We start from the raw sequence: 22103 nt of genomic DNA, 5'->3' as shown, positions 1-22103 counted from the left end.
TATGAGCGGTGCCGATCAGATCACCGTGGACGGAGCGTTCTTGCTGAGGAAGATCTTGAACGCTTCGCGGATCTGGCCGCGCGTATAGCCGACGGTGTTGACGTTGGCCGGCACGACCTCCCTCTCGTAGCCGCGCTTGCGGGCGGAAAGGTACTTGACCACGCTCGGCGCTCCCGTGTTGGAGACGAACAGGTTCCGGGCTGTCCTCAGGTCGCTGTGCAGTCCCTCGAAGTTGCGGGCGTGGCCGATGCCGACCTGGCTGGCGGTGTAGTGCTTGCATTCGATGGCCAGGAGGCACTTGTTGCCCCGCGGAGCCATGCGGATCTGCCGCGAGAGCGCTGCCTCGTCGGCGGGCAGGATCAGGACGTCGCACTCGTGCAGCACGCCGGAATTCCCTTGGACCTGAACGCCGAGGTGCACCTCCAGGGCCGGAGCGCGATCGAACTCCACCACGGCGTGGGTGTACGGGTGCGTGGTGCTGTAGAGCTGGCCGGGGCTGGTGCGGAACACCAGACTGCTGACGACGTTGCCGTGGACGTCCCTGTAGCGGACGGAAGCTCCCAGGCTGCTTGCGGTGGAGGATGCGAGAGAGAAGAGGTACCCCTCGTAGACGTCCCAGGGCTGGGACGCGGAAGTGTAGGAGATCCCGGGGCCAGCGAGCAGGTTTTGTATCTCCTGGAGCAATCTGTTGACGGCGCTCATCGGCTGATCTCCTCGCGCGCCTCGTTGAAGAGGCTCTGCAGGTGAGCTCGGGTGTCTTCGGGCAGGCGGGCGGCGATTTCATGGGTCTGGTCCCGGCGCCCGGTGAGCTCCTCGTCGGGAACGAACCGCACGCTGCGCACGGGTGTGCGGTGCTGATCACTCGCGGCGTTCATGATCTTGAGGGTTTCCACCTCGATCTCAGGCAGCTCCAGGATCAGCCGGCGCAGTGCGTCGAGGTGCAGCTCCGTACGCTCCTGGGCGCTCATGGGGCGGGTGGTGACCACCACGGACGCCCCGCGCTTGAGGGACCTGTGGAAGGTGTCCGTGCCCACCTCCGCGACAGCGAGCGCTTCGTATTCCTCGGTGGACGTGCCGCGGCGACGCTGAAGGAGCTTCTCCTCCGCAACGCCCGTAGCGATGGCCGCGTCCAGCTCGTCGAGCAGCCAGTCGAGCCCGGCGGACCTGATGAGGTTCCTGATCAGGTCTTCCATTTCGCGCATTTCGATTGCGTTCACTCTGACCTCCGGTCTCATGTGAGTGGGCGTGGCGGGGGCGGTCGTGCGTCGGCGAAGCCGCTTCGCCGTGCTGGGTGTCAGGCAGGGGCCCGGCGCCCTGCCGGGTCTCGTGCATGTGCCCCTCTGTCACCAGCCGCGGATCCGGCGGCCGTGGTCCATGTCCAGGGCGAGGATCGCCCCGGCCGCCGGAGTCGTTGGCGCCGTCGCCGAAGTTGAGGGTGACGGACGTCTCCGGCCAGCGGCCGGCCACCGGCGCGCTTGGCGCTGGCGGCGGCCCCGTCCCGGTGGCGCGCCTCACGCTCGAAGCGCACCGGCCTTCCATCCGGCGATCACCACCCCCCGTCAAGCGCCTGTTCTTCGCGCTTCCCGAACTGGCCCCCACGGACCGTTCAAGCTCTGACCACGGCTCTCCACCCCTCACGTAGCCCAACGGGCGCATCCGCATCGGGCGGCTCACCTTGGGGCCTGAATGTACTTGCGTGTGGTGGTGCGCGGACTGGCGTGGGGCAGTTCGAGTCAGGAGTGAGAAACAGGGCAGGCGCCGCTTTGGCGCCTGCCCTGTTTTAGCCTGATGGCCCATCAGTACAGTCCTGACCAGCGAATACTCTCTCGCTAGTGGCGGTTGATCGTGGGTTTGATGCCCCGACTGGGGGACGCATGTGGGACGGCGAGTCCCTAGCGGAGTGCAAAACGGGGCAAATTCCCCTCTCGGGCAATGAAAAAGCCCTCCGCGAGTGATCTTGCGAAGAGCTAAAACCGCTTTTGACCTGCGTAAACGTGCGCCCCCGGCAGGACTCGAACCTGCGGCCAAGCGCTTAGAAGGCGCCTGCTCTATCCACTGAGCTACGGGGGCCGGGTGTGGTGGCCTCTGTCGTGGTGCCCGGGTGTGGGCTGATCCGTGACGTTGCCGGGGACAAGGATAGGGCTCCCGAGTCCTTGTCCCTGTTGCTTCGCCTCCGTGGCTCAATGTGGAGGTTCGGTGAAGCGGTCCTGATAATCGCAGGCAGGTACGAATCGTGCACCTCTTTTGGCGCCTCGGGCCTCGGGTGTTGTGCACTCGTTATGCCTGCGCCCCTCTCGCCCCCTCTGTCCCGAGTGTGCTGTCGGCGCGCAGACGTAACTTATATGCTTCAGAATGTCCACAAAATTGGGCATTCTTCGCATGTGGTGACCTTGGACGTACGGCCTCAGCTGCTCGACGCGCTCTCCGCCCTGCGCGACCGTGTCGCCGCCGCGCGCTTCCCGCTGCCCCTGGCAGGGGCCCCCCGCGCGCGTGCCAACCGCGACGAACTGCTCGCACAACTAGACGACTACTTGGTGCCCCGGCTGCGACAACCCGAAGCGCCGTTGCTGGCCGTTGTCGGGGGGTCGACCGGAGCCGGCAAGTCCACCCTCGTCAACTCCCTGGTGGGGCAGAAGGTCAGCGAGGCCGGCGTACTTCGGCCGACGACCCGTACGCCCGTACTGATCTGCCATCCCGAGGACCATCACTGGTTCAGCGGCATGCGCGTACTGCCCAACCTCACGCGCGCGTGGACGCCCCAGCGGGAGCCCGGCCGGGACGCGGGCGACGATTCGTTCCCGCCGGAGGGTGACGGCGGCAAGGGCGGCGAGCGCGTCCTGCGCATCGAGACCGCGGACAGCCTTCCGCCCGGTCTCGCCCTCCTCGACGCACCCGACATCGACTCCCTGGACGCCGACAACCGCGTACTCGCCGCCGAACTCATCTGTGCCGCCGACATCTGGGTGATGGTCACCACGGCCTCCCGCTACGCCGACGCCGTGCCGTGGCATCTGCTGCGGTCCGCGAAGGAACACCGGGCGACCCTGGTGACTGTCCTCGACCGGGTGCCCCACCAGGTGGTGTCCGAGGTCTCCCGGCAGTACGGCGCACTGCTGACCAAGGCCGGGCTCGGCGACGTACCCCGGTTCACCGTGCCCGAACTGCCCGAGTCCGCCTGGGGCGGCGGGCTGCTGCCGGGCACGGCCGTCGCACCGCTGCGGACCTGGCTCGTCCAGCAGGCGACCGACCCGGGGGCCCGGCACGAGGCCGTCGCCCGTACCGCGCACGGGGTGCTCGACTCGCTGCGGTCACGGATGCCCGAACTGGCGAGCGCCGCGGCCCAGCAGTACTCCACCGCCCTCCGGCTCACCGCCGCCGTCGAAACGGCGTACGACAGCGAGCACGCGCGCGTGAAGGGGCGTCTGCAGGCGGGGGCCGTGCTCGCGGGCGACGCCCTCAAGCGGTGGCGCAGCTATCCGCTCGACTGCACCGCGGGTGAACTGCTCGACGCCCTAGTGGAAAGCCTCGGCGCGGTGGTGCTGTGCGCCGTCACCGCCGCCGACGAGCGGATCGGTGAGGCATGGAGTCGCGAACCGGCCGCCGTGGCCGCCGGCCTGACGGAACGTGACGCCACGCGCGAGAGCGTCGAACACCGGATCGGGATGACCGTACGGCGCTGGCGGCGCGTTCTGGAGGAGTACGCCGAGGAAGAGGTGCGCGACCTCGACCGGAGCTTCGCGCCGGACGCGGAGGTGGTGGCCGCCCTGGGCGCCACGGCCCTGCTGGGCGGCCGCCGGGCCCGGTCCGCGGGGGAGGGCCTCGCCGAGCGGATCGGGGCGCACGGTGCGCTGCGGCTGCGCGACCGGGGCGGACGGCTGCTCACCGAGTACCTCGACCGGGCCCTCGACACCGAGCGGGACCGCCGTCTCGCCCCCCTCGACGCACTCGACGTCCACCCCGAACCACAGGCCGAACTCATCGCCGCCCTGTCCGTACTGCAGAAGGAGAGGTGACCGCCGTGACCGCCGTCACTGACCACACGGATCAGACCGGAGACGACTTCCCCCACATGGGCGACCAGAGGAAAAGCGACGACAAGAAGAACCACGACAGCAAGATCGGCGACAGCAAGATCGACGACAGGCAGATCGACGACGAGAAGAGTGAGAAGAAGGCCGACAGGGTGGGCGAGAGGGCGGTCGACAAGAGGGGTGACGGTACGGCGTCGGAGCGTGCCGGCCACGAGCCGCGCCCGAGGGGCGAGAACGGCGGCCACGCGCGCGTGCCCGACCGTCCCGGAAGCGGAAGCGGAAGCGGAAGCGGAAGCGGAAACGGAAACGACAGTTTTGAGTCTGGTGGTGCGTCCGGCGGCGCGTCCGTTCGTACGGAGGCCGGTGATCCCTGGGACGACGGGCTCATCGCTCGGCGGGTCAGCGAGTCGGGAGCCGGTGAGCGGGTTTCGGCCGGGGAGGCCAGGGCTTCGGCGGCGCAGCCGGTCACGCCGCTCGCGTACGACGGGCGTCTGAGGTCGCGGCTGGACGCGCTGCGGGAGCTGGTGGGACTGTCCCGTACGCGGCTGGACAGCACGACGCTGGCGGAGGCCGGGCGGGTGCTGGACGAGGCGGCGGCGCGGCGCAGGCTCTCGGGGCAGCACACCGTCGTCGCCGTCGCGGGCGCCACCGGCAGCGGCAAGTCGACGCTGTTCAACGCGCTCGCGGGGGTGGCGATCTCGGAGACGGGCGTACGCCGGCCCACCACGGCCGCGCCCATCGCGTGCAGTTGGAGCGACGGCGCGGCGAGTCTCATCGACCGGCTGGGCATTCCGGGGCGGCTGCGGCGGCGGCCGTTGCAGAGTCCTGAGGCGGAGGCGCAGTTGCGCGGCTTCGTGCTGGTGGATCTGCCTGACCACGACTCGGCGGCGGTCCAGCACCGGGAGCAGGTCGACCGGATCCTGGCGCTGGTGGACGCGGTCATCTGGGTCGTCGACCCGGAGAAGTACGCCGATGCCATGCTCCACGAACGCTATCTGCGGCCCCTCGCCGGTCACGCCGAGGTGATGTTCGTCGTCCTCAACCAGGTGGACCGGCTGCCCGGCGAGGCCGCCCACCAGGTACTCGACGATCTGCGGCGGCTGCTCGACGAGGACGGGATCGCGCTCGGGGAGCACGGCGAACCGGGTGCCACCGTGCTCGCGCTGTCCGCGCTCACCGGGGACGGGGTGGGGGAACTGCGCGACGCGCTGGAGCAGTTCGTGGCCGAGCGCGGCGCGCCCGCCCGCCGGGTCCGCGCCGACCTGGACGCGGCGGCGGCGCGGCTGTGGCCGGTGTACGCGAACCAGCGGCGCGCGGGGTTGAGCGAGCGGGCCCGGGACGAGTTCGCCGCGCGGCTCGCGGACGCCGTCGGCGCCACCGCGGCGGGCGAGGCCGCCGAGCGCGCCTGGCTGCGCAACGCGGGCCGCGCGTGCGGGACGCCCTGGCTGCAGCTGTGGCGGTGGTACCAGGACCGGAGCGAACCCCCGACCGGGCGGCTCGCCCTGGCGGCGCCCGTGGACGAGGAGGCGACCGCCCGGCAGCGCGTCGAACAGGCCGTACGGACGCTGTCGGAGCGTGCCGCTGCGGGGCTGCCCACGCCCTGGGCGCAGGCGGTGCGTGAGGCGGCCGTCCGCGGGGCGCAGGGACTGCCGGAGGCGCTGGACGAGCTGGCGATGCGGGTCGGGACGCCGACGGGACGGCCGCCGCGGCCGGGCTGGTGGCCCGGGGCGGTTCTCGCGCAGGCCTCCATGACGCTCCTCCAAGTCATCGGCGGGCTGTGGCTGTTGGGGCAGATCATCGGTTTCATGGCGCCGAATCTCGGGGTTCCGGTGCTGTTGATGGTGATCGGCATCGTCGGCGGTCCGGCCGTCGAGTGGGGGTGCCGGCTGGCGGCACGCGGTCCGGCACGGCGGTACGGCCACGAGGCGGAACGGCGGCTGCGGGAGGCGGCGGCCGGGTGTGGGCGGGCGCGGGTGCTGGACCCGGTGGCCGCCGAGTTGCTGCGGTACCGGGAGGTGCGGGAGCAGTACGGGCGGGTGCTGGGGGCGGCGCCGGTGGGGTGAGGGGCCGTGGCGAGGGGGCCGTGGCGAGGGGGCCGTGGGGAGTGGGCCGTGGGGAGGGGGCAGGGGGCCGCGGAGATGGGGTGATCGGCGGCTTCCGGACGGGTGGTTCACCCCGTCGGGTGACGGAGTTTTCCACAACTGGCGGGTAGTGCACAGGGCTCAGCGGGCTCGGCCCGACGGCGGCAGTCTGGACACGCGGCGATCACAGCACCGCCGCACGACGGACGCGACAGCCGTACGGGACGGGCCCGTACGCGTGTCCGGCCGGTGCCGGCGTCGGCGCCGGGGCGCAAGGAGGGGTTCGCGAGATGAACGAGACGATGGTGTGCGTGGTGGGGAACGTGGCGACCCAGCCGGTCTGCCGGGAGTCGTCGACGGGGTCGTCGGCCCGGTTCCGGCTGGCGGTGACCTCGCGGTACTGGGACCGGGAGAAGAACGAGTGGACCGACGGCCACACCAACTTCTTCACGGTGTGGGCGCGGCGCACCCTCGCCGCGAACGTGGCGTCGTCCGTGGCGCTGGGCGATCCGGTGGTGGTGCAGGGGCGGTTGAAGGTGCGCTCCGAGCAGCGGGACGGACAGAGCCGGGTCTCGGCGGACGTCGACGCGGTCGCCATCGGCCACGATCTGTCGCGGGGCACGTCGGCGTTCCGGCGGACGTCCAGGGGAGAGGTGCCGGCGCAGTCTCAGGCCAACTCCCCGCACCCGTCTCCGCCGGAGCCGAACTGGGAGGCGCCACCACCGGGGAACGGACTGGTCGTGGCTGATGAACTCCGGCCGGAACCGGCCGGGGTGACGTGACCTCAGGTCGCCACCGGGTCGTGTTCCGTCGGCGGACGCGTCGTGAAGAGTCCGTGTGCGCTCTCGATCGACTTGTCGACAAGGGCTGTTCGCGAGCTGTGCAAGCGATAACGATTCCGATTCGGATCGGTTGTCCGACGATACGACCGGGAAGAGCGGTGCGCCGCATCCCTAGGATGCCGGGCATAGCTCACGGGGCTTCTGATTCTGCTGGTGGGACCACACCCCCCACGTCAACGGGTCCTGCTCGAAGGGAAATTCTGTGGTTTCTTCGTTCTCGGCGTCGTTCTCCGGGTGGTCCGGGTGGGCCGCGCGCAGGCGAGGCGCGGCCCGCCTCGCCGCCGTGTCACTCGTGTCCGGACTCGCCGTCGCGGGTGCGATCGTCACCGCGGGCCCGGCCGCCGCCGACGGGACGCCGCAGAACTCCGGTGGGGCGACCGCGACCATAGGCGGCCTCAAGACCTACGGGACGGCCGTGCTCCGGACCGACGACGGGCAGGAACAGCAGCTTCCCGCAGGGCTGTTCGAGATGTTCGTCGACGGCGGCGGCACCCTGCAGACCTACTGCGTGGACGTCCAGAACCCGACGCAGAAGGACGCCAAGTACCAGGAGACCCCCTGGAGCGGCACCTCGCTGGGCGCCAACAAGGACGCCGGGAAGATCCGCTGGATCCTGCGGAACTCCTACCCGCAGGTGAACGACCTCGCGGCTCTCGCCGGCAAGGCCGGGACCAAGGGCCTCACCGAGCAGGAGGCGGCGACCGGGACCCAGGTGGCGATCTGGCGGTACTCGGACGGGGCCGATGTGACGGCCCTGGACCCGGAGGCGGAGAAGCTCGCGGACTACCTGCAGAAGAGCGCGCGGAACCTGGCGGAGCCGGCCGCCTCCCTGACCCTCGACCCGGCCGCGGTCTCCGGCCGGCCGGGTGAGCGGCTCGGCCCGGTCACGGTGCACACCAACGCGGACGGCGTGACCGTGACCCCGCCCTCGGACGGGACGGCGGACGGCGTGAAGGTCGTCGACGCGGACGGCGAGGCCGTGACCTCGGCCGTCGACGGCGGCGAGCTGTACTTCGAGGTGCCCGAGGACGCGGCGGACGGTACGGCCGAACTGACCGTGCAGGCCTCCACGACCGTGCCGGTCGGCCGTGCCTTCGCCTCCGAGACCCGCAGCCAGACCCAGATCCTCGCCGGCTCCAGCGAGTCCACGGTCTCCGCGACGGCGACCGCGCACTGGGCCGGTAAGGGGGCGATACCCGCACTGTCCGCCGAGAAGAACTGCGCCGAGGGCGGCCTGGACATCACCGCCGCCAACCAGGGCGACGAGCCCTTCACCTTCGATCTGATGGGGATCACCTACACCATCGACACCGGCGAGACCCGCACGGTGACGATCCCCCTTCAGGAGGACCAGGCGTACGACTTCACCATCGAGGGGCCGAACGGCTACGCGAAGCGGTTCCGGGGCGTGCTCGACTGCCGGACGGAGACCGCGGCCGGTGCGGGCGGGGACTCCGTCCAGACGCTGAGCGAGCCCAGCCCGGCGACGGTCGGCGGCAACGCGGCCACCGCCTCCGACACCGACCTCGCCGAGACCGGCAGCTCCGGCGCCACCCCGTTGATCGGGGGCGTCGCCATCGGGCTGGTCGTGATCGGCGGCGCGGTGATGATCCTCCTCCGCAAGCGGAACCCGTGATCCTTCTCCGCGAGCGGAAGCCGTGACCCCGAGCTGAGCCCGTGATCCCCGAGCGGGAGCGCTCCTTGGCAACTCAACAGTGAGTGACCGTGCAGTGACACACGCGTGCGACGCGGCCCCGGTGCGCCCGCAAGGCGCCGGGGTCGTGTCGTTCCGGCAGGGGCTTCACCATCCGGTTTCCGTCCAGGGCTGGCCGTGCGGCAAGATGGGTGGTACTGCCCACTGCCAGATTTCAAGTTGCCGGACGGTTTCTCTTGGCTGAGTACATCTACACGATGCGCAAGACACGCAAGGCGCACGGCGACAAGGTCATCCTTGACGACGTCACGCTGAGCTTCCTTCCCGGCGCGAAGATCGGTGTGGTCGGTCCGAACGGTGCCGGTAAGTCCACCGTTCTGAAGATCATGGCGGGCCTTGAGCAGCCCTCCAACGGTGACGCGTTCCTGTCGCCCGGCTACACCGTCGGCATGCTCCTCCAGGAGCCGCCGCTGGACGAGTCGAAGACGGTCCTGCAGAACGTGCAGGACGGCGCCGCCGAGATCATGGGCAAGCTCCACCGCTTCAACGAGGTCGCGGAGCTGATGGCGACCGACTACTCGGACGCCCTCATGGACGAGATGGGCAAGCTCCAGGAAGACCTGGACCACGCCAACGCGTGGGACCTGGACACCCAGCTGGAGCAGGCCATGGACGCCCTGGGCTGCCCGCCCGGCGACTGGCCCGTCACCAACCTCTCCGGTGGTGAGCGCCGCCGCGTCGCGCTCTGCAAGCTGCTGCTCGAGGCCCCCGACCTGCTGCTCCTCGACGAGCCCACCAACCACCTGGACGCCGAGTCCGTGCAGTGGCTGGAGCAGCACCTCGCGAAGTATCCGGGCACCGTCGTCGCCGTCACCCACGACCGGTACTTCCTCGACAACGTCGCGGGCTGGATCCTGGAGCTCGACCGCGGCCGCGCCATCGGCTACGAGGGCAACTACTCCACGTACCTGGAGACCAAGCAGACCCGTCTCAAGGTCGAGGGCCAGAAGGACGCCAAGCGCGCCAAGCGGCTCAAGGAAGAGCTGGAGTGGGTCCGCTCCAACGCCAAGGGCCGGCAGGCCAAGTCCAAGGCGCGACTGGCCCGTTACGAGGAGATGGCGGCCGAGGCCGACAAGATGCGGAAGCTGGACTTCGAGGAGATCCAGATCCCGCCGGGCCCCCGTCTGGGCAGCGTGGTCGTCGAGGTCAACAACCTCAGCAAGGCCTTCGGCGAGAAGGTCCTGATCGACGACCTCTCCTTCACGCTCCCGCGCAACGGCATCGTGGGCATCATCGGCCCGAACGGCGCCGGCAAGACCACCCTCTTCAAGATGATCCAGGGTCTGGAGGAGCCCGACGCCGGTTCGATCAAGGTCGGCGACACCGTCAAGATCTCCTACGTCGACCAGAGCCGCGAGAACATCGACCCCAAGAAGACGCTGTGGGCCGTCGTCTCCGACGAACTGGACTACATCAACGTCGGCCAGGTCGAGATGCCCTCCCGCGCCTATGTCTCCGCGTTCGGCTTCAAGGGCCCGGACCAGCAGAAGCCGGCCGGCGTGCTCTCCGGCGGTGAGCGCAACCGCCTCAACCTGGCGCTCACCCTCAAGCTCGGCGGCAACCTGCTGCTCCTCGACGAGCCGACCAACGACCTCGACGTCGAGACCCTGTCGTCGCTGGAGAACGCGCTCCTGGAGTTCCCCGGCTGCGCCGTGGTCGTCTCCCACGACCGCTGGTTCCTGGACCGGGTGGCGACGCACATCCTCGCCTACGAGGGCGAGTCCAAGTGGTTCTGGTTCGAGGGCAACTTCGAGTCGTACGAGAAGAACAAGATCGAGCGACTCGGCGCCGACGCGACCCGTCCGCACCGCGCCACCTACAAGAAGCTGACCCGGGGCTGATCGATCTTGCGGCACATCTACCGCTGCCCACTGCGCTGGGCGGACATGGACGCGTACGGCCACGTCAACAACGTGGTCTTCCTCCGCTACCTGGAGGAAGCCCGTATCGACTTCCTGTTCCGCCCGGAGAAGGACTTCCAGCAGGGGTCCGTGGTGGCGCGCCATGAGATCGACTACAAGCGGCAGCTGGTGCACCGGCACACGCCGGTGGACATCGAACTGTGGGTCACGGAGATAAGAGCGGCCTCCTTCACGATCACCTACGAGGTCAAGGACCCCGAGCAGGTCTACGTCCGGGCCTCGACGGTGATAGTGCCGTTCGACTTCGCGACGCAGCGGCCCCGCCGGATCACCGCCGACGAGCGGGAGTTCCTGGAGGAGTACCGGGACGACAAGGCGGAGGCCGTCGCCGCATGACGGTGCTCCACCTCGCCGACGAGGGGGAGGCGGCGGATCTCGCGGCCTTCCTCTCCCGGCTGCTCCACTACGACCGTGGAGCCGCGGTGCGCCTCCAGGCGGCCGGTACCGCCCTGGCCGTCTTCGGCCGGCCACCGTCCTTCGAGGTCCTGGCGATCCGGGCCGTGCGCCTGGCGAAGCCGTACGAGAACGGCCTCGACGTCACGCTCGACGTGACCGTGTCGGCGGGCGAACTCCTGGAGTCCGTCGACGAGTCGGCGGGGACGGCGCTGGTGCCGGAGGCGGTGACCGGGCCCCCGTGGGCCGGGGTGCTGCCCCCGCGCGGCGGATGGCGGCCCGAGGCGGGGCTGCCCGCGCCGGACGCGCTGCGGGCGATGGTCTCGGCGGCGGTACGTGAATTCCGGTCCCGTACGGAGGAGTTGGCGCCCGAGCGGCGTACGCGGGCCGAACTCGACCGGATCGGACGGGAGATCTGGTCCCGGACGGTCGGGGACACACCGCTGCCGGTGCGGGCCGTGCACGCGGCCCAGTCGCTCGGCTTCCTCCGCACCGCCCGGACGGCCGGACCGTCGGCGGCATCGTCACCGGGACTCTTCTCGTCGGGCGCGTGGCTCCGGCTGCGCACGCCGTACGGGTCGATCGCGGTGCGCAGGGCGGGACTCGGGACCCTGGGCGTCAGCGTCCGCTGAGTCCTCCCGGGCCCTCGGCGGGGGTTCCGCGAAGCCGTGGGCCGCTCAGCCCCTCAGCCCGCGGTGTTCACCATCGAGGCCGCCGCGTAGGTGAGGTAGTTCCAGAGGGTGTGCTCGTGTTCCTCGGAGAGGCCCAGTTCGTCGACGGCGTCGCGCATGTGCTTCAGCCAGGCGTCGTGGGCGGCGCGGTCCACGGCGAAGGGGGCGTGGCGCATCCGGAGCCGGGGGTGGCCGCGGTTCTCGCTGTAGGTGGTGGGGCCGCCCCAGTACTGCATCAGGAACAGCGCGAAACGGTCCTCGGCCGGGCCCAGGTCCTCCTCGGGGTACATGGGCCGCAGGATCGGATCCTCGGCGACACCCTCGTAGAAACGGCGCACGAGGCGTCGGAAGGTCTCCTCGCCGCCGACCTGCTCGTAGAAGGTCTGCTCCTGAAGCGTGCCGCGCCGAATCTCATTCACGTTCCCCATGGTCTCAGACGCGGCGACGGAGGACTTGAGGCCTAGGACCAGGACCGGTGGATTCCGGCTCGGTGGGGACGGGTGCTCGCCTCCGGGGGCGTCCGGCCGCACAGTGGAGGTATGGGCTCGCACGCTGTGGACCACGATCTGGAACGCCTCGCCGCCGAGGCGAGGTCGGCGCTGGTGCGGGAGATCGAGGCGAGCGGGGCGTGGGACGCCGACCCGGAGTGGCGGAAGGCGTTCGAGAGCGTGCCCCGGCATCTCTTCGTGCCGTACTACTACGTGAGCGGCGTGGGCGGTTTCGAGCGGCTGTGGGGCGAGGAACGCGACCCCGGGCGGCGTGCGCGCTGGGTGCGGGGCGCGTACGCCGACGCCCCGCTCGCCACGCGGGTGCGGGACGGGGAGCTGATCTCCTCCAGCAGCCAACCGTCGCTGATGGCGAAGATGCTGGCCGAGCTGGAGGTGGCGGACGGCGACCGGGTGCTGGAGATCGGCGCCGGCACCGGATACAACGCCGCGCTGCTGGCGCACCGGCTGGGGGACGACCTGGTCACCACCGTCGACCTGGACGCCGACATCACCGAGGCGGCGCGCAGGCATCTGGACGCCGCCGGGTACCACCCGACCGTCGTCACCGGGGACGGGGCGCGCGGAGTGCCCGAGCGGGCGCCGTACGACCGGATCATCGCGACCTGCACGCTGCACTCGATCCCGCGCGCCTGGCTCGCCCAGTGCACCCCCGGCGCGCGCATCCTGACCCCGCTGGCCACGGGGCTGGTACGGCTGCGGGTCGAGGACGCCGAGCATGCCGAGGGGCGCTTCCTGCACACGTCGGCGTACTTCGTGCCCCTGCGCGGGGGAAGCGAGCCGGAGGTGGTGCATCCGCATCTCGGCGGGCTGCCGCACCGGGCCAGGGACCACGAGCTGTTCCGCTTCCTGCTGGCCCTGACGGCGGGCAGCCTCGACCCGCACGAGGCGCTCGCCTTGTGGCAGCGCGAGGGCATGCCGTCCCGTGAGCGTTACGGCATCACGGTCCGCGGCGACCGTGCCTGGGCCTGGCTGGACGACCCCGAGGGGGCGTACGCCTGGCCCCTGCCGTGACGGTCGGGGCGTGGGGGACGGGGGCGTGGGGACCGGCCGGCGCTCGCGGCACGGCTCAGGGCCGGCCGAAGTCGCCCGGCCGGCCCTGAGTCGTCGTGCTGTCGCGGGGCGGGTCAGCCCCGGCGGATGGTGATCGTCGTCCACGCGCCCACGTGGACCCGGTCCCCGTCCTGGAGGGGGATCGGGACGAAGGGCTGGATGGGCTCCTCGGAGTTGTTGACCGTGGTGCCGTTCGTGGAGTTCTGGTCGACGACCGCCCAGCTGCCGTCGGGCTGCTGGACGAGCACCGCGTGCTGGTGGGAGACGCCCGGGTCCTCCGGCGGCACCGAGAGATCGATGTCGGGGGTGTCGCCGGTGGAGTGGCGGCGGCGCCCGATGGTGATCTGGCTGCCGGTGAGGGCGCGACGCTGCTCCGGGGAGTACGCGGGCAGGTTCAGGCCCGCCGCCTCGGGGCCCGAGCGCTGCATCATCGCCATGAAGTAGTCGCGGTCAGGGCCGATGGTCGCGCTCCAGGTCGTCGGCGCCTGCGGGTACGCGGGGCCGGGCGGGGCCTGGGTGGCACCGGGCTGCGGGTAGCCGTAACCGCCGGGGCGGGCGCCCGCACCGCCGGGACCACCGGGTCCGCCGGGACCGGGACCGCCCGGACTGCCGGGGCCGGTCGACGGCGGGGAGATCACCCAGTCGTCGTCGCCACCGAAGGAGGGGCCGCCGCCGGGACCCTGACCGCCGGGGCCGGGACCGGGGCCACCGGGCTGGGGTCGCCGGGTCTCCTGCGGGAAGCCGGGCGGAGCGCCCGCCCCGGCCTGCTGGAACGCCTGCGGAGCCCCGCCGGGGCCGCCCTGACCGCCACCGGGACCTTGACCACCGGGGCCGCCGGGGAATCCGGGACCACCCGGACCGCCGGGTCCACCGGGGCCGCCAGGTCCACCCGGCGTGGGGCCGGGCGGTGGCGGAACGGGGCGCGAGGGGTCGCCGCCGAAGCCCGAGGGCCCGGGGCGTGCGGGGTCGCCGCCGAAGGCCGAGGGGCCGGGCCGCGAGGGGTCGCCGCCGAAGCCGGACGGACCGGACGGGCCGCCGGGTCGCGAGGGGTCGCCGCCGAACGCGGACGGGCCGGGCTGCCCCGGACCGGGCTGACCGGGCTGACCCGAAGGCCCGCCGCCGAACCCGGAGGGACCTCCCGGACCCGACGGGCCGCCGGGTCCACCGGGTCCATAAGGACGGCCGGGTCCGCCGGGACCCTGACCGCCATGTCCACCGGGGCCACCTGGGCCTCCGGGGCCGGGGCCGCCAGGGCCGCCGAAGCCGCCGTTACCGCCGGGTCCTCCGGGGCCGCCCGGGCCCGAGGGGTCGCCGCCGAAGGGCGGTCCCGGGGGGATCGGCTCGGCGGGACGGTTCATCTGCGAGGGGCGGGAGCTCTGGTAGTCGTACCCGTCACCGCCACCGTAGGACGGCGGGGGCGGCTGCTGGAACCGGAGCGCGGGGTTCCCACCGGCGCCGGGACCAGGGCCGGGGCCACCGGGACCGGGGCCCTGACCGGGACCGCCGGGACCGGGTGCCGACGGTCGGGGCGCGGCCGGGGTGTAGGTCGTCGCGGTGTTGGTCAGGAAGTTCCACCGGCACTCCTCGCAGAAGGGCGCGCCGCCCTCGCGGGGCGTGCGGCACTGCGGGCAGAGCTCCGGCTCGGCGGCGAGGTGCGGGCGTCCACCGGGGCCCCCAGGGCCACCGGGGCCGGGAGGCGGGGGCGGGGAGCCGGGCGGCGGGTATCCGTAACCGGCGCCCGGGGGCGGCGGTGGTGGCGGCGGGGGCACGGCACCGGCGCCCGGGGGCGGCGGTGGTGGCGGCGGGGGCACGGCACCGGCCATACGGTGACCGCAGACCTCGCACCAGTCGTCGGAACCCGACTGGTGTCCGTTCGGGCAGGTCGGCATGTCGGCGCTTCCCCCTCTCCTTTCCGACCTCGCGGCCGGTTCCTGTGGCCGCGACGGGCCGGTGTGGCTGCCTACTTCTTTACACGAACAGTCTTTGTCGACCGGGTTTCGAGAGTCATCTCGTCGGCCTCCGTGACCTTCGCCTTCAGTCGCACAGTACCTGTCGCCGCGTCGACCACGTCCACCACCTTCGCAAGCAGTTTCGCAGTATCCGCGTTCCCCGACGCGCTGGCGAGCTGAACGGCCCGTCCCAGCTTGGCCGTTGCTCCGTCGAAATCACCCGATTTACGGGCATCCAAACCTTGCTGGATGACTTGTGCCAGTTCGGCCTGACCCGTGTAGTGCGCGACCTGGGGGTTGATCGACGTGGACGCGACCATGTCGTCGGTCCACATCGCCTTCACCAGACCCTGGGCGCCGAGGTTCTGGACGGACCCGTCGGGCTGCGGGATGACGAGGGAGACGCGGGCGGCCAGCATCTCCTGGCCGACGTCGGCGGCCGGGACCTCGACACACACGTGGTAGTCGCGCGACTCGTCGCCCCACGAGCCGGTCGGGTAGTCGCCCGCGCGGGGCCCGGCCTCCGTGCGACGGTCGGTCAACTGCTCGACCGTGGGCGCCACTTGCTTCACGAACTTGATCCGCGTGCCGACCGGGGTCCACAGCCGCAGCGCGACGTCCGCGACCTCCTTGCCCATGGCCGCCTCCATCATCTGCGTGAAGTCGGCGGACAGGGCGGCCGGGTCGGCGACGATGTCGGCGGTGCCGAGGAGGGCGGAGGCGATCCCCGTGACCTCCTTCACCTCCCAGTCGGTGCCCACTCCACGCGCGTCACACGTGAACCGTCCGGCACAGGCGTCCAGCGCGGCCTTCAGGTCCTCCGGCGACTCGTGCTCGTTGCGGCCGTCGGTGAGCAGGATGCCGTGGCGGATGGCGACGTCCGCCGAGGCGAGCAGCCGGTCCGCGAGCTTGAGCCAGGTGCCGATCGCGGTGCCGCCGCCCGCGCTGAGTCTGCGCAGCGCCTGTTTGGCCTGGTCCCGGGTGGCGGAGTCGGCGACCGCGAGCCGGCCGCCTCCCGGGTAGACCTCACGGGCCACATGGGTGCCGTCGATCACCGCGAAGTGGACGCCGTCGCGCAGGGTGTCGATCGCGGCGGCCGTGGCGTCCCGGGCGTTGCGCATCTTGGTCGGCGGGTAGTCCATCGACCCCGAGCAGTCGACCATGAGCGCCACGGCGGCGGACGGGCCCTGGCCGGGCGAGTAGAGGTGCGGCGCGGCGACCGCGCTGCCGATGGTGCCGCCCCCCGTCGCGCTGACCGTCACGATGGCGTTGACCTCGCGGCCGCCCTCGGGCAGGTACTCGTTCTGGTACACCTCGACCGAGAACTGCGGCACGTTCGACTTCGAGAAATTGGCCATGCCTACTCAGATCCCCCTAGCAGCCCCACTGATGGCCCCACGGCACGTGGGGTGATGCCTGTCGTGCCCCTGCCGGACCGGTCCCCTCCGGTCCTCACGGGCCGGGTGCTCAGGCCGATCCTGCCCCCTGAGGAGGGGCCGGGAACGGCAGGACCGCCACTGTTACGTTGTCGTGGCCCCCGCCGTCGAGCGCCCGGCCGACCAGAACCTGCGCGCAGTGCAGCGGTCGCCCGGCCGCGTCGAGGGGCACGGCCTCGGCCATCTCCTCGGCGGCCTCCGCGTAGTTCCACAGTCCGTCGGTGCACACCACCACTACACCCGGCCGGTCCGGTTTGAAGGAAGCGGTGTGCGGCTCCAGTTCGTACGCGTCCGCGCCGAGCCAGCCGGTGATCGCGTGGGCGCGCTCGTCGGCGTACGCCTCGGCCTCGCTCATCAGTCCCGCGGACACCATCTGTGCCGCCCATGAGTCGTCCTCGGTGAGGCGGGCCGGGGGCGCGCTGCGGTCCACCGGGACCCAGTAGGCGCGGCTGTCGCCGACCCAGCCGACGACGAGCAGGCTCGGGGTGACGATCGAGCCGACGATGGTGCACGCCGGCGCGTTCTGGTGCGGGGCGTGCTCCTGGGCCGTCTCCGGCTCCTCCGCCAGGGCGTTGACGGCGCCCGCGGCGGCGACGATCGCGTCGTGCATGGCCTGTTGGGGGTGGGTGCCGCGGGGCAGGGCGCCCAGCACCGTCTCGTTGGCGGCGCGGGCGGCGGCGAGCGAGGCGTCGTCGGGGCGGGTCGCGGAGGACACGCCGTCGCAGACGATCGCGACGACGGCGGGGGAGCCGTCGGGCAGCGCGGTCGAGGAGATCGCGAACGCGTCCTCGTTGCGGTGGTGCCGCAGGCCCCGGTCGCTGACCGCGGCGACCGCGCCCAACTCCAGCTCCATGTGGTCGCGTTCGCGGGGCTGTGCGTGCCCGCAGTTCTCGCAGTAGCCGTCCCGGTCGACCCGGCCCGCGCGGCAGGCCACGCACACCTTCGTACCGGCCGGCGGGGTGGCGAGGTCGGCGGTGCGCGGGTCCGGCGGCTGGGGCGCGGCGAGCGGGTACTCGTCGGGCTCACGGGGCCGGTCGAACCGTACGCCCCGCCCCGGACCGGGCAGTTCACCGCCGCCGGAGTCGGTGCCCTGGAGGTCCGTGGGACGGACCACCGGCGGGGGCGTGTCGGTGCTGGGCTCGGAGGCGACGGGCCAGTCCACGGGCGCGGCCTCGTCGGGCGGGTCGCCCGCCGTGCCGTTCATGGTGATCGTCGGGTGGTCCTCCGGCGGTGCGGGCACCGCCGAGAGGTCATGGCCGCACGCACCGCAGAAGCGGTCGTCCGAAGCGAGGGGCCACTCGCAGATCGGGCACTTCGTCAGCGCGGTCGGCTGGGGCATCTGCGACATCAACTACACCCACGTCCGGGGGCGGTAACGGTTGGCACGTTCCACCAGGTCGATCCTCTCCTCGCCGCCTTGGGCGAGCCGGGCCAGTGTGCGGTACGACCGCTCCAGTCCGAAGCGGAGGCCGCGCTCGTCCAGCGCGCTGCCGAGCAGCATCCGCTCACCGGCCGAGGGTGCGGCACCCCGGCCACCGGAGAGTACCCAGTCCAGGGCGCAGCCAAGGACCTCTGTGGACAACTGCTCACGGCGCACCGCGTCCAGACCGTACCCGCCCAGCGCCTCCACCTGCCCGGCGGCCGCCGTCAGATCGTCCAGGAACGGCGCGTCCGGCGCGGCTCCGGACGCCACGTCCGGCGAGGCTCCGGACGGCACGGTTGCGGACGTCACGGTTCCGGCTCCGGCCCCCACGGCGGGCGCCCCCGGTGTCGCCTCCGTGCGGTGTCTGAGCCGGGCCCGTACGGCGGCGACCCGGGCGGCCGTGTAGTGGATGGACGCCTCCGGTACGGACTCCAGGGTGTGCACGGCGTTGTGGCGGTCCCCGGCGGTCAGGCGGACCCGGGCGAGCCCGAACGCGGCGCTGACGAAGCTGGGGTCGGTCGTCCACACCAGGCGGTAGTACTCGGCGGCGTTGTCCAGCTGTCCGAGCACCTCGGCGCACAGGCCGAGGGCCAGCTTGGGGGCCGGCTCGCCCGGGAAGGCGTCGTAGATCGCGTCGAAGGACAGCGCGGCGTTCTCGTGGTCGCCGGTGGCGAGCGCGGCCACGCCCCGGTACCAGACCACGCGCCAGTCGTCGGGGTGGTCCCGCTCCAGGGCGTCCAGGGTGGCGAGCGCGATGGTGAACTCGGCCATCTCCAGCCGGGCCCGCAGCTCCCGCAGCCGCAGCTCCAGGGAGCCGCTGGGCGCCGCGTGCAGCGCCGTGATCAGCTCGGTCGGCGCGGAGGTCATCAGCCCCGCCAGGAACCCGGCGTTCGGGTCCCCCGGGTCCACGCGCGGGACGGGCAGTGCGAGGGCCGCGGCGGCGGTGTCCAGCTCCCGGGTGAGCCGCGCGGGGACGGCCACGCCACCGCTCAGCAGCGGAGACGTACCGGAAGGCGAACCGCCGTTCCCGGCAAGGGAACCGAAAAGCGAACCGGAAGTCGAACCACCGTTCTTTCCGCCGACCTTGTCGCGCCGCACCCCCAGCCGGGACACATCCCCGTCCAGCTTCGCGAACAGCTCCGTGTCGGTGACCCGCACCTCGGGGCCGAATATCGTCGACAGGGCGGGCCGGGCCCGGCCCGTCTGCAGGGAGACGACCTCCCGCAGCACACCCGTCAGCTGCTCCGACATCTCCTGCGCGGAGGCGAACCGGCGGGCCGGGTCGGGGTCGGTGGCCCGTACCAGCAGCCGGTAGAAGGACTCGTACTGGCGGAAGACCTCGATGTTGTCGGGGTCGGGCAGGGAGTCCACGAAGACGTTCGTGTAGCCCTGGAAGTCGAAGGTGAGGACCGCGAGCGTCCGGGCGACCGTGTACAGGTCGGAGGCCACCGAGGGCCCCACGTCGGCGACTTCGGGCGCCTGGTAGCCGACCGTGCCGTAGATGGCCGACTCGTCGTCGTCCATCCTGCGCACCGCGCCCATGTCGATCAGCTTGAGCTGGTCCTCGGTCTGGATCGCGTTGTCGACCTTGAAGTCGCAGTACAGCAGGTTGCGGCTGTGCAGATGCCCGAGCGCCTCCAGCGCCTCGATGCCGTACGCGCACGCCTGCTCGACCGGGAGCGGATCGCGGCGGCCGTCCGTCGTACGGCGGCCGTTGGCGATCTCCTTCAGCGACTTGCCGCCGACGTACTCCATGACGATGTACCCGTCCAGCGAGCCGGTGCGCTGGTCGAGGTGCTCGACGAAGTTGTAGATGCGGACGATGTTGGAGTGCTCGATCTCGGCGAGGAAGCGCCGCTCGGAGATCGCGGCGGCCATCGCGTCCTGGTCGCCGGTGTCCAGCAGGCCCTTCAGGACCACCCAGCGGTCCGAGACCGCCCGGTCGATGGCCAGATAGATCCAGCCCAGACCGCCGTGCGCGAGACAGCCCACCACCTCGTACTGGCCGCGCACGATGTCGCCCGCGTGCAGCTTCGGCACGAACGAGTACGGGTGGCCGCACTTGGTGCAGAAGCCCTCCGTGCGCCCCGGCCGCTCCCCGCGCGCCCGTCCGACCGGCGCCCCGCAGTCGGAGCGCGAGCAGAACCGCTTCCGCTCGGGCACCTCGGCGGTATCCAGCACCATCGAACGCGGGTCCGGGCGCGGTACGTCCGGGACCTGGACGAGACCGACGCCGAGCCGGGCCCGCCCCGAGGAACCGGCGGTCTTGCCGGAGCTGCGTACCGACACCGAGCGGCCCGTCGAGCTGCCCGACAGGGCGCGCGAGAGCCGGCCCGAGACCGAGCGCCGGGACTGCGAGGAGCGCCCGGAGGTGCGCGAGGAGCGTGAACTGCTGGAACCGGAGCCGCGCGAGCCCCTGCCGCCCCCGGTGATGCCGGTGGGCGGGGAGACGACCATGCCGCTCGCCGAGACGACCGGCGCCAGACCGCACTCGTCGCAGTACAGCTCGCCGCCGCCCATGTCCTCGTAAGCGCCCGAGCAGCCGGGCCGCTGACACGACTGCCGCGACGCCTCCGCGCCGGGCCCGCCCTCGCCCGCGGGGCCTTCTCCTGCGGGGCCCGCTGCTGCGGGCCCTCCGCCCGTCAGGCCCTCGCCCGTCAGGCCCTCGCCCGCCGGGCTCTCCTCCGTCTGGCTCACGACTGCTCCTCCCTGCGGTCCTGGGGTGCCCGCCGCACGGGTACCGACTGGCCCAGCAGCTCGGCGACCGCCTGCTGGTAGCGCAGCACCGCCATCTCGGCGACGCGCAGGTCGCAGGGGGCGCTCCACAGCATGCGGCGGGCCGCGTCGTACCGCTCGACCAGCAGCGAGTCCTCCGCGAAGCCGTGCCGGGCGACCTTCGCCTTGTACGCGTCGAGCCGGCCGCGCAGCTCCGCGCGCACCGCCAGCGGCGCGGTGACCGCCGTCAACGACTCGCGGGCGCGCAGCAGTTCGTCGTCCGCCTTCTGCTCCAGGGACTCCAGGAGCGGGGACAGCCGGTGCCACTGCGCGTGTCTGCGGTACTCGGCCGCCAGCGCCAACTGCTCCTGGAGCACGGTCGGCGGGCCGCTCACCACGGGCACCTCGGTCGCGGCGATCTTCGCCAGCACCTCACCGCGCGCGCTGCGCGCCTCGGCGAGCGTACGGTCCGCGCGGCTGAGCACGTCCCGCAGCTTCACCAGCCGCGACTCGGCGTCCTGGCGGACCGTCAGCACGGCGTCGATCTCCCGCCGTACGTCCTCCAGGGCGCGCGCCTCGCGGTCGTACGTCGTGGTGTCCGGGCGGCCGCCGCCGGGGGCCGAACTGCCCGGCGCGGGCACCCAGAAGGCCAGCGGGTCGGAGACGACCTGCTCACGCAGCCGGGTCAGGGTGCGGGTGATCCGTTCCAGATCGTCGCCGGACGGGTGCTCGCCGGGGCGTACGCCCACGGAGTGCGCGAGCTGGCGGGTGCGCTGGAGCTCGGCGGCCAGTAAATCGATCCGGGCGGGCAGCGCGGACCACACCGCGTCGGCGGCCACGACCATGTCCAGCGAGGACGCGTACAGGTCGTTCATCCGGTCCACGAGGGTGACCAGCGAGAACTGCTCGCTGAGGCGGCTGGTGCCCTGCAGTGTCGGCGCGTTCGCCATCGCCGTCGCGGAGCCGGCGACCGTGACGGCCTCGCCGCGCAGCAGCTCCGTCAGCTCCACCAGGTCCTCACGGCTGGACCAGCGGCGCCGCGAACGGATCTCCCGGGCGGAGCGCAACGCGTCCGAGTACGCGTCGAAGTACGCCCACAGCAGCGTGATCGACGCGTCCGCGGACGTCCAGCGCTCCTTGGTGACGCCGGTCAGCTCGGCGCCTTCCAGCAGCCTGCGGCCCGCGTGGTCCTGCAGGGCGAGCAGCGAGGTCTCGATGGCCTCGTGCTCCGCGCCGAGCCGCGCGAGCGCACGGTCCACATCGTCCCGGTCCATCACCGGCCCCGTGGATCCCGCGACGCCCATCGATCACCTCTCGCTGCTGTCGGTGTCCGTCAGTGGAAAGCGGTCCTTCTACGTCAGTCCGGT

The 22103-nt window shown here is 72.1% G+C and carries 16 protein-coding genes and 1 tRNA gene; 8 read left to right on the top strand and 9 right to left on the bottom strand.

Going from position 1 to position 22103, the window contains the following annotated elements:
- Positions 1–15: 15 nt before the first annotated feature.
- The 3 genes from ACZ7MG_RS17420 to ACZ7MG_RS17410 all read right to left on the bottom strand — a co-directional run bounded on the left by ACZ7MG_RS17420 (position 16) and on the right by ACZ7MG_RS17410 (position 2070).
- On the bottom strand, positions 16–702 hold the full coding sequence (locus ACZ7MG_RS17420; protein WP_471379822.1) for a hypothetical protein: 687 nt from the start codon (positions 700–702) through the stop codon (positions 16–18).
- Positions 699–1235, bottom strand: coding sequence for a hypothetical protein (locus ACZ7MG_RS17415; protein ID WP_471379823.1), 537 nt, complete (start codon positions 1233–1235; stop codon positions 699–701). The genes ACZ7MG_RS17420 and ACZ7MG_RS17415 overlap by 4 nt, the downstream gene beginning before the upstream one ends.
- Before the next feature lie 762 nt (positions 1236–1997).
- A tRNA-Arg gene (locus ACZ7MG_RS17410) sits at positions 1998–2070 on the bottom strand.
- 272 nt (positions 2071–2342) lie between these two features.
- Here ACZ7MG_RS17410 and ACZ7MG_RS17405 point away from each other — a divergent pair.
- From ACZ7MG_RS17405 to ACZ7MG_RS17375, 7 genes are all read left to right on the top strand, one after another.
- The gene (locus ACZ7MG_RS17405) at positions 2343–4013 is read left to right on the top strand and encodes a dynamin family protein (RefSeq protein WP_471379825.1); all 1671 of its coding nucleotides are present in this window, start codon (positions 2343–2345) and stop codon (positions 4011–4013) included.
- Entirely contained in the window at positions 4010–6094 is a 2085-nt protein-coding gene (locus ACZ7MG_RS17400) for a GTPase (protein ID WP_471379827.1), read from the top strand. The genes ACZ7MG_RS17405 and ACZ7MG_RS17400 overlap by 4 nt, the downstream gene beginning before the upstream one ends.
- Before the next feature lie 308 nt (positions 6095–6402).
- Positions 6403–6894 (top strand): single-stranded DNA-binding protein, encoded by a 492-nt coding sequence (locus ACZ7MG_RS17395; RefSeq protein WP_471379828.1) that lies wholly within the window; start codon positions 6403–6405, stop codon positions 6892–6894.
- Between the two features lie 262 nt (positions 6895–7156).
- A complete protein-coding gene (locus ACZ7MG_RS17390) occupies positions 7157–8590 on the top strand; it encodes a Cys-Gln thioester bond-forming surface protein (RefSeq protein WP_471379829.1) in 1434 nt (477 codons plus the stop codon).
- A 254-nt stretch (positions 8591–8844) separates the two neighbouring features.
- Positions 8845–10509 (top strand): energy-dependent translational throttle protein EttA, encoded by a 1665-nt coding sequence (gene ettA, locus ACZ7MG_RS17385; protein WP_471379830.1) that lies wholly within the window; start codon positions 8845–8847, stop codon positions 10507–10509.
- Between the two features lie 6 nt (positions 10510–10515).
- Complete coding sequence (locus ACZ7MG_RS17380) at positions 10516–10926, top strand: acyl-CoA thioesterase (RefSeq protein WP_471379832.1); 411 nt, start codon at positions 10516–10518, stop codon at positions 10924–10926.
- The gene (locus tag ACZ7MG_RS17375; protein ID WP_471379833.1) at positions 10923–11615 is read left to right on the top strand and encodes a DUF8010 domain-containing protein; all 693 of its coding nucleotides are present in this window, start codon (positions 10923–10925) and stop codon (positions 11613–11615) included. Before ACZ7MG_RS17380 ends, ACZ7MG_RS17375 begins: the two co-directional genes overlap by 4 nt.
- 53 nt (positions 11616–11668) lie before the next feature.
- Here the strand turns inward: ACZ7MG_RS17375 and ACZ7MG_RS17370 are convergent, their stop codons facing one another.
- The gene (locus ACZ7MG_RS17370; RefSeq protein ID WP_471379834.1) at positions 11669–12082 is read right to left on the bottom strand and encodes a globin; all 414 of its coding nucleotides are present in this window, start codon (positions 12080–12082) and stop codon (positions 11669–11671) included.
- Positions 12083–12193: 111 nt separating this feature from the next.
- Between ACZ7MG_RS17370 and ACZ7MG_RS17365 the strand changes: the two genes are divergently transcribed.
- The gene (locus tag ACZ7MG_RS17365; protein WP_471379836.1) at positions 12194–13174 is read left to right on the top strand and encodes a methyltransferase domain-containing protein; all 981 of its coding nucleotides are present in this window, start codon (positions 12194–12196) and stop codon (positions 13172–13174) included.
- Between the two features lie 113 nt (positions 13175–13287).
- On the opposite strand, the gene ACZ7MG_RS17360 is transcribed toward ACZ7MG_RS17365, so the two are convergent.
- The 5 genes from ACZ7MG_RS17360 to ACZ7MG_RS17340 all read right to left on the bottom strand — a co-directional run bounded on the left by ACZ7MG_RS17360 (position 13288) and on the right by ACZ7MG_RS17340 (position 22040).
- A complete protein-coding gene (locus ACZ7MG_RS17360) occupies positions 13288–15102 on the bottom strand; it encodes an FHA domain-containing protein (protein WP_471379837.1) in 1815 nt (604 codons plus the stop codon).
- A gap of 71 nt (positions 15103–15173) precedes the next feature.
- Positions 15174–16520 (bottom strand): vWA domain-containing protein, encoded by a 1347-nt coding sequence (locus ACZ7MG_RS17355; RefSeq protein WP_471379838.1) that lies wholly within the window; start codon positions 16518–16520, stop codon positions 15174–15176.
- Between the two features lie 109 nt (positions 16521–16629).
- The gene (locus ACZ7MG_RS17350; protein WP_471379840.1) at positions 16630–17949 is read right to left on the bottom strand and encodes a PP2C family serine/threonine-protein phosphatase; all 1320 of its coding nucleotides are present in this window, start codon (positions 17947–17949) and stop codon (positions 16630–16632) included.
- Positions 17950–20718 carry a serine/threonine-protein kinase gene (locus ACZ7MG_RS17345; RefSeq protein WP_471379842.1) on the bottom strand — a complete coding sequence of 923 codons (2769 nt, stop codon included), beginning with the start codon at positions 20716–20718 and terminating at the stop codon, positions 17950–17952. It lies immediately after the preceding gene.
- On the bottom strand, positions 20715–22040 hold the full coding sequence (locus tag ACZ7MG_RS17340) for a hypothetical protein (protein ID WP_471379844.1): 1326 nt from the start codon (positions 22038–22040) through the stop codon (positions 20715–20717). The genes ACZ7MG_RS17345 and ACZ7MG_RS17340 overlap by 4 nt, the downstream gene beginning before the upstream one ends.
- Positions 22041–22103 lie beyond the last annotated feature (63 nt).

This window comes from Streptomyces sp. NPDC107538 (assembly GCF_055657445.1).
Note: the sequence above shows the minus strand (reverse complement) of the source record. Positions and strands in the feature narration are given on the sequence as shown.

Bases quoted from the DNA above. Each gene is read 5' to 3' on its own strand.
- ACZ7MG_RS17420 (WP_471379822.1), bottom strand. From the start codon at position 702: ATGAGCGCCGTCAACAGATTGCTCCAGGAGATACAAAACCTGCTCGCT.
- ACZ7MG_RS17415 (WP_471379823.1), bottom strand. From the start codon at position 1,235: ATGAGACCGGAGGTCAGAGTGAACGCAATCGAAATGCGCGAAATGGAA.
- ACZ7MG_RS17405 (WP_471379825.1), top strand. From the start codon at position 2,343: ATGCTTCAGAATGTCCACAAAATTGGGCATTCTTCGCATGTGGTGACC.
- ACZ7MG_RS17395 (WP_471379828.1), top strand. From the start codon at position 6,403: ATGAACGAGACGATGGTGTGCGTGGTGGGGAACGTGGCGACCCAGCCG.
- ACZ7MG_RS17375 (WP_471379833.1), top strand. From the start codon at position 10,923: ATGACGGTGCTCCACCTCGCCGACGAGGGGGAGGCGGCGGATCTCGCG.
- ACZ7MG_RS17370 (WP_471379834.1), bottom strand. From the start codon at position 12,082: ATGGGGAACGTGAATGAGATTCGGCGCGGCACGCTTCAGGAGCAGACC.
- ACZ7MG_RS17365 (WP_471379836.1), top strand. From the start codon at position 12,194: ATGGGCTCGCACGCTGTGGACCACGATCTGGAACGCCTCGCCGCCGAG.
- ACZ7MG_RS17360 (WP_471379837.1), bottom strand. From the start codon at position 15,102: ATGCCGACCTGCCCGAACGGACACCAGTCGGGTTCCGACGACTGGTGC.
- ACZ7MG_RS17355 (WP_471379838.1), bottom strand. From the start codon at position 16,520: ATGGCCAATTTCTCGAAGTCGAACGTGCCGCAGTTCTCGGTCGAGGTG.
- ACZ7MG_RS17340 (WP_471379844.1), bottom strand. From the start codon at position 22,040: ATGGGCGTCGCGGGATCCACGGGGCCGGTGATGGACCGGGACGATGTG.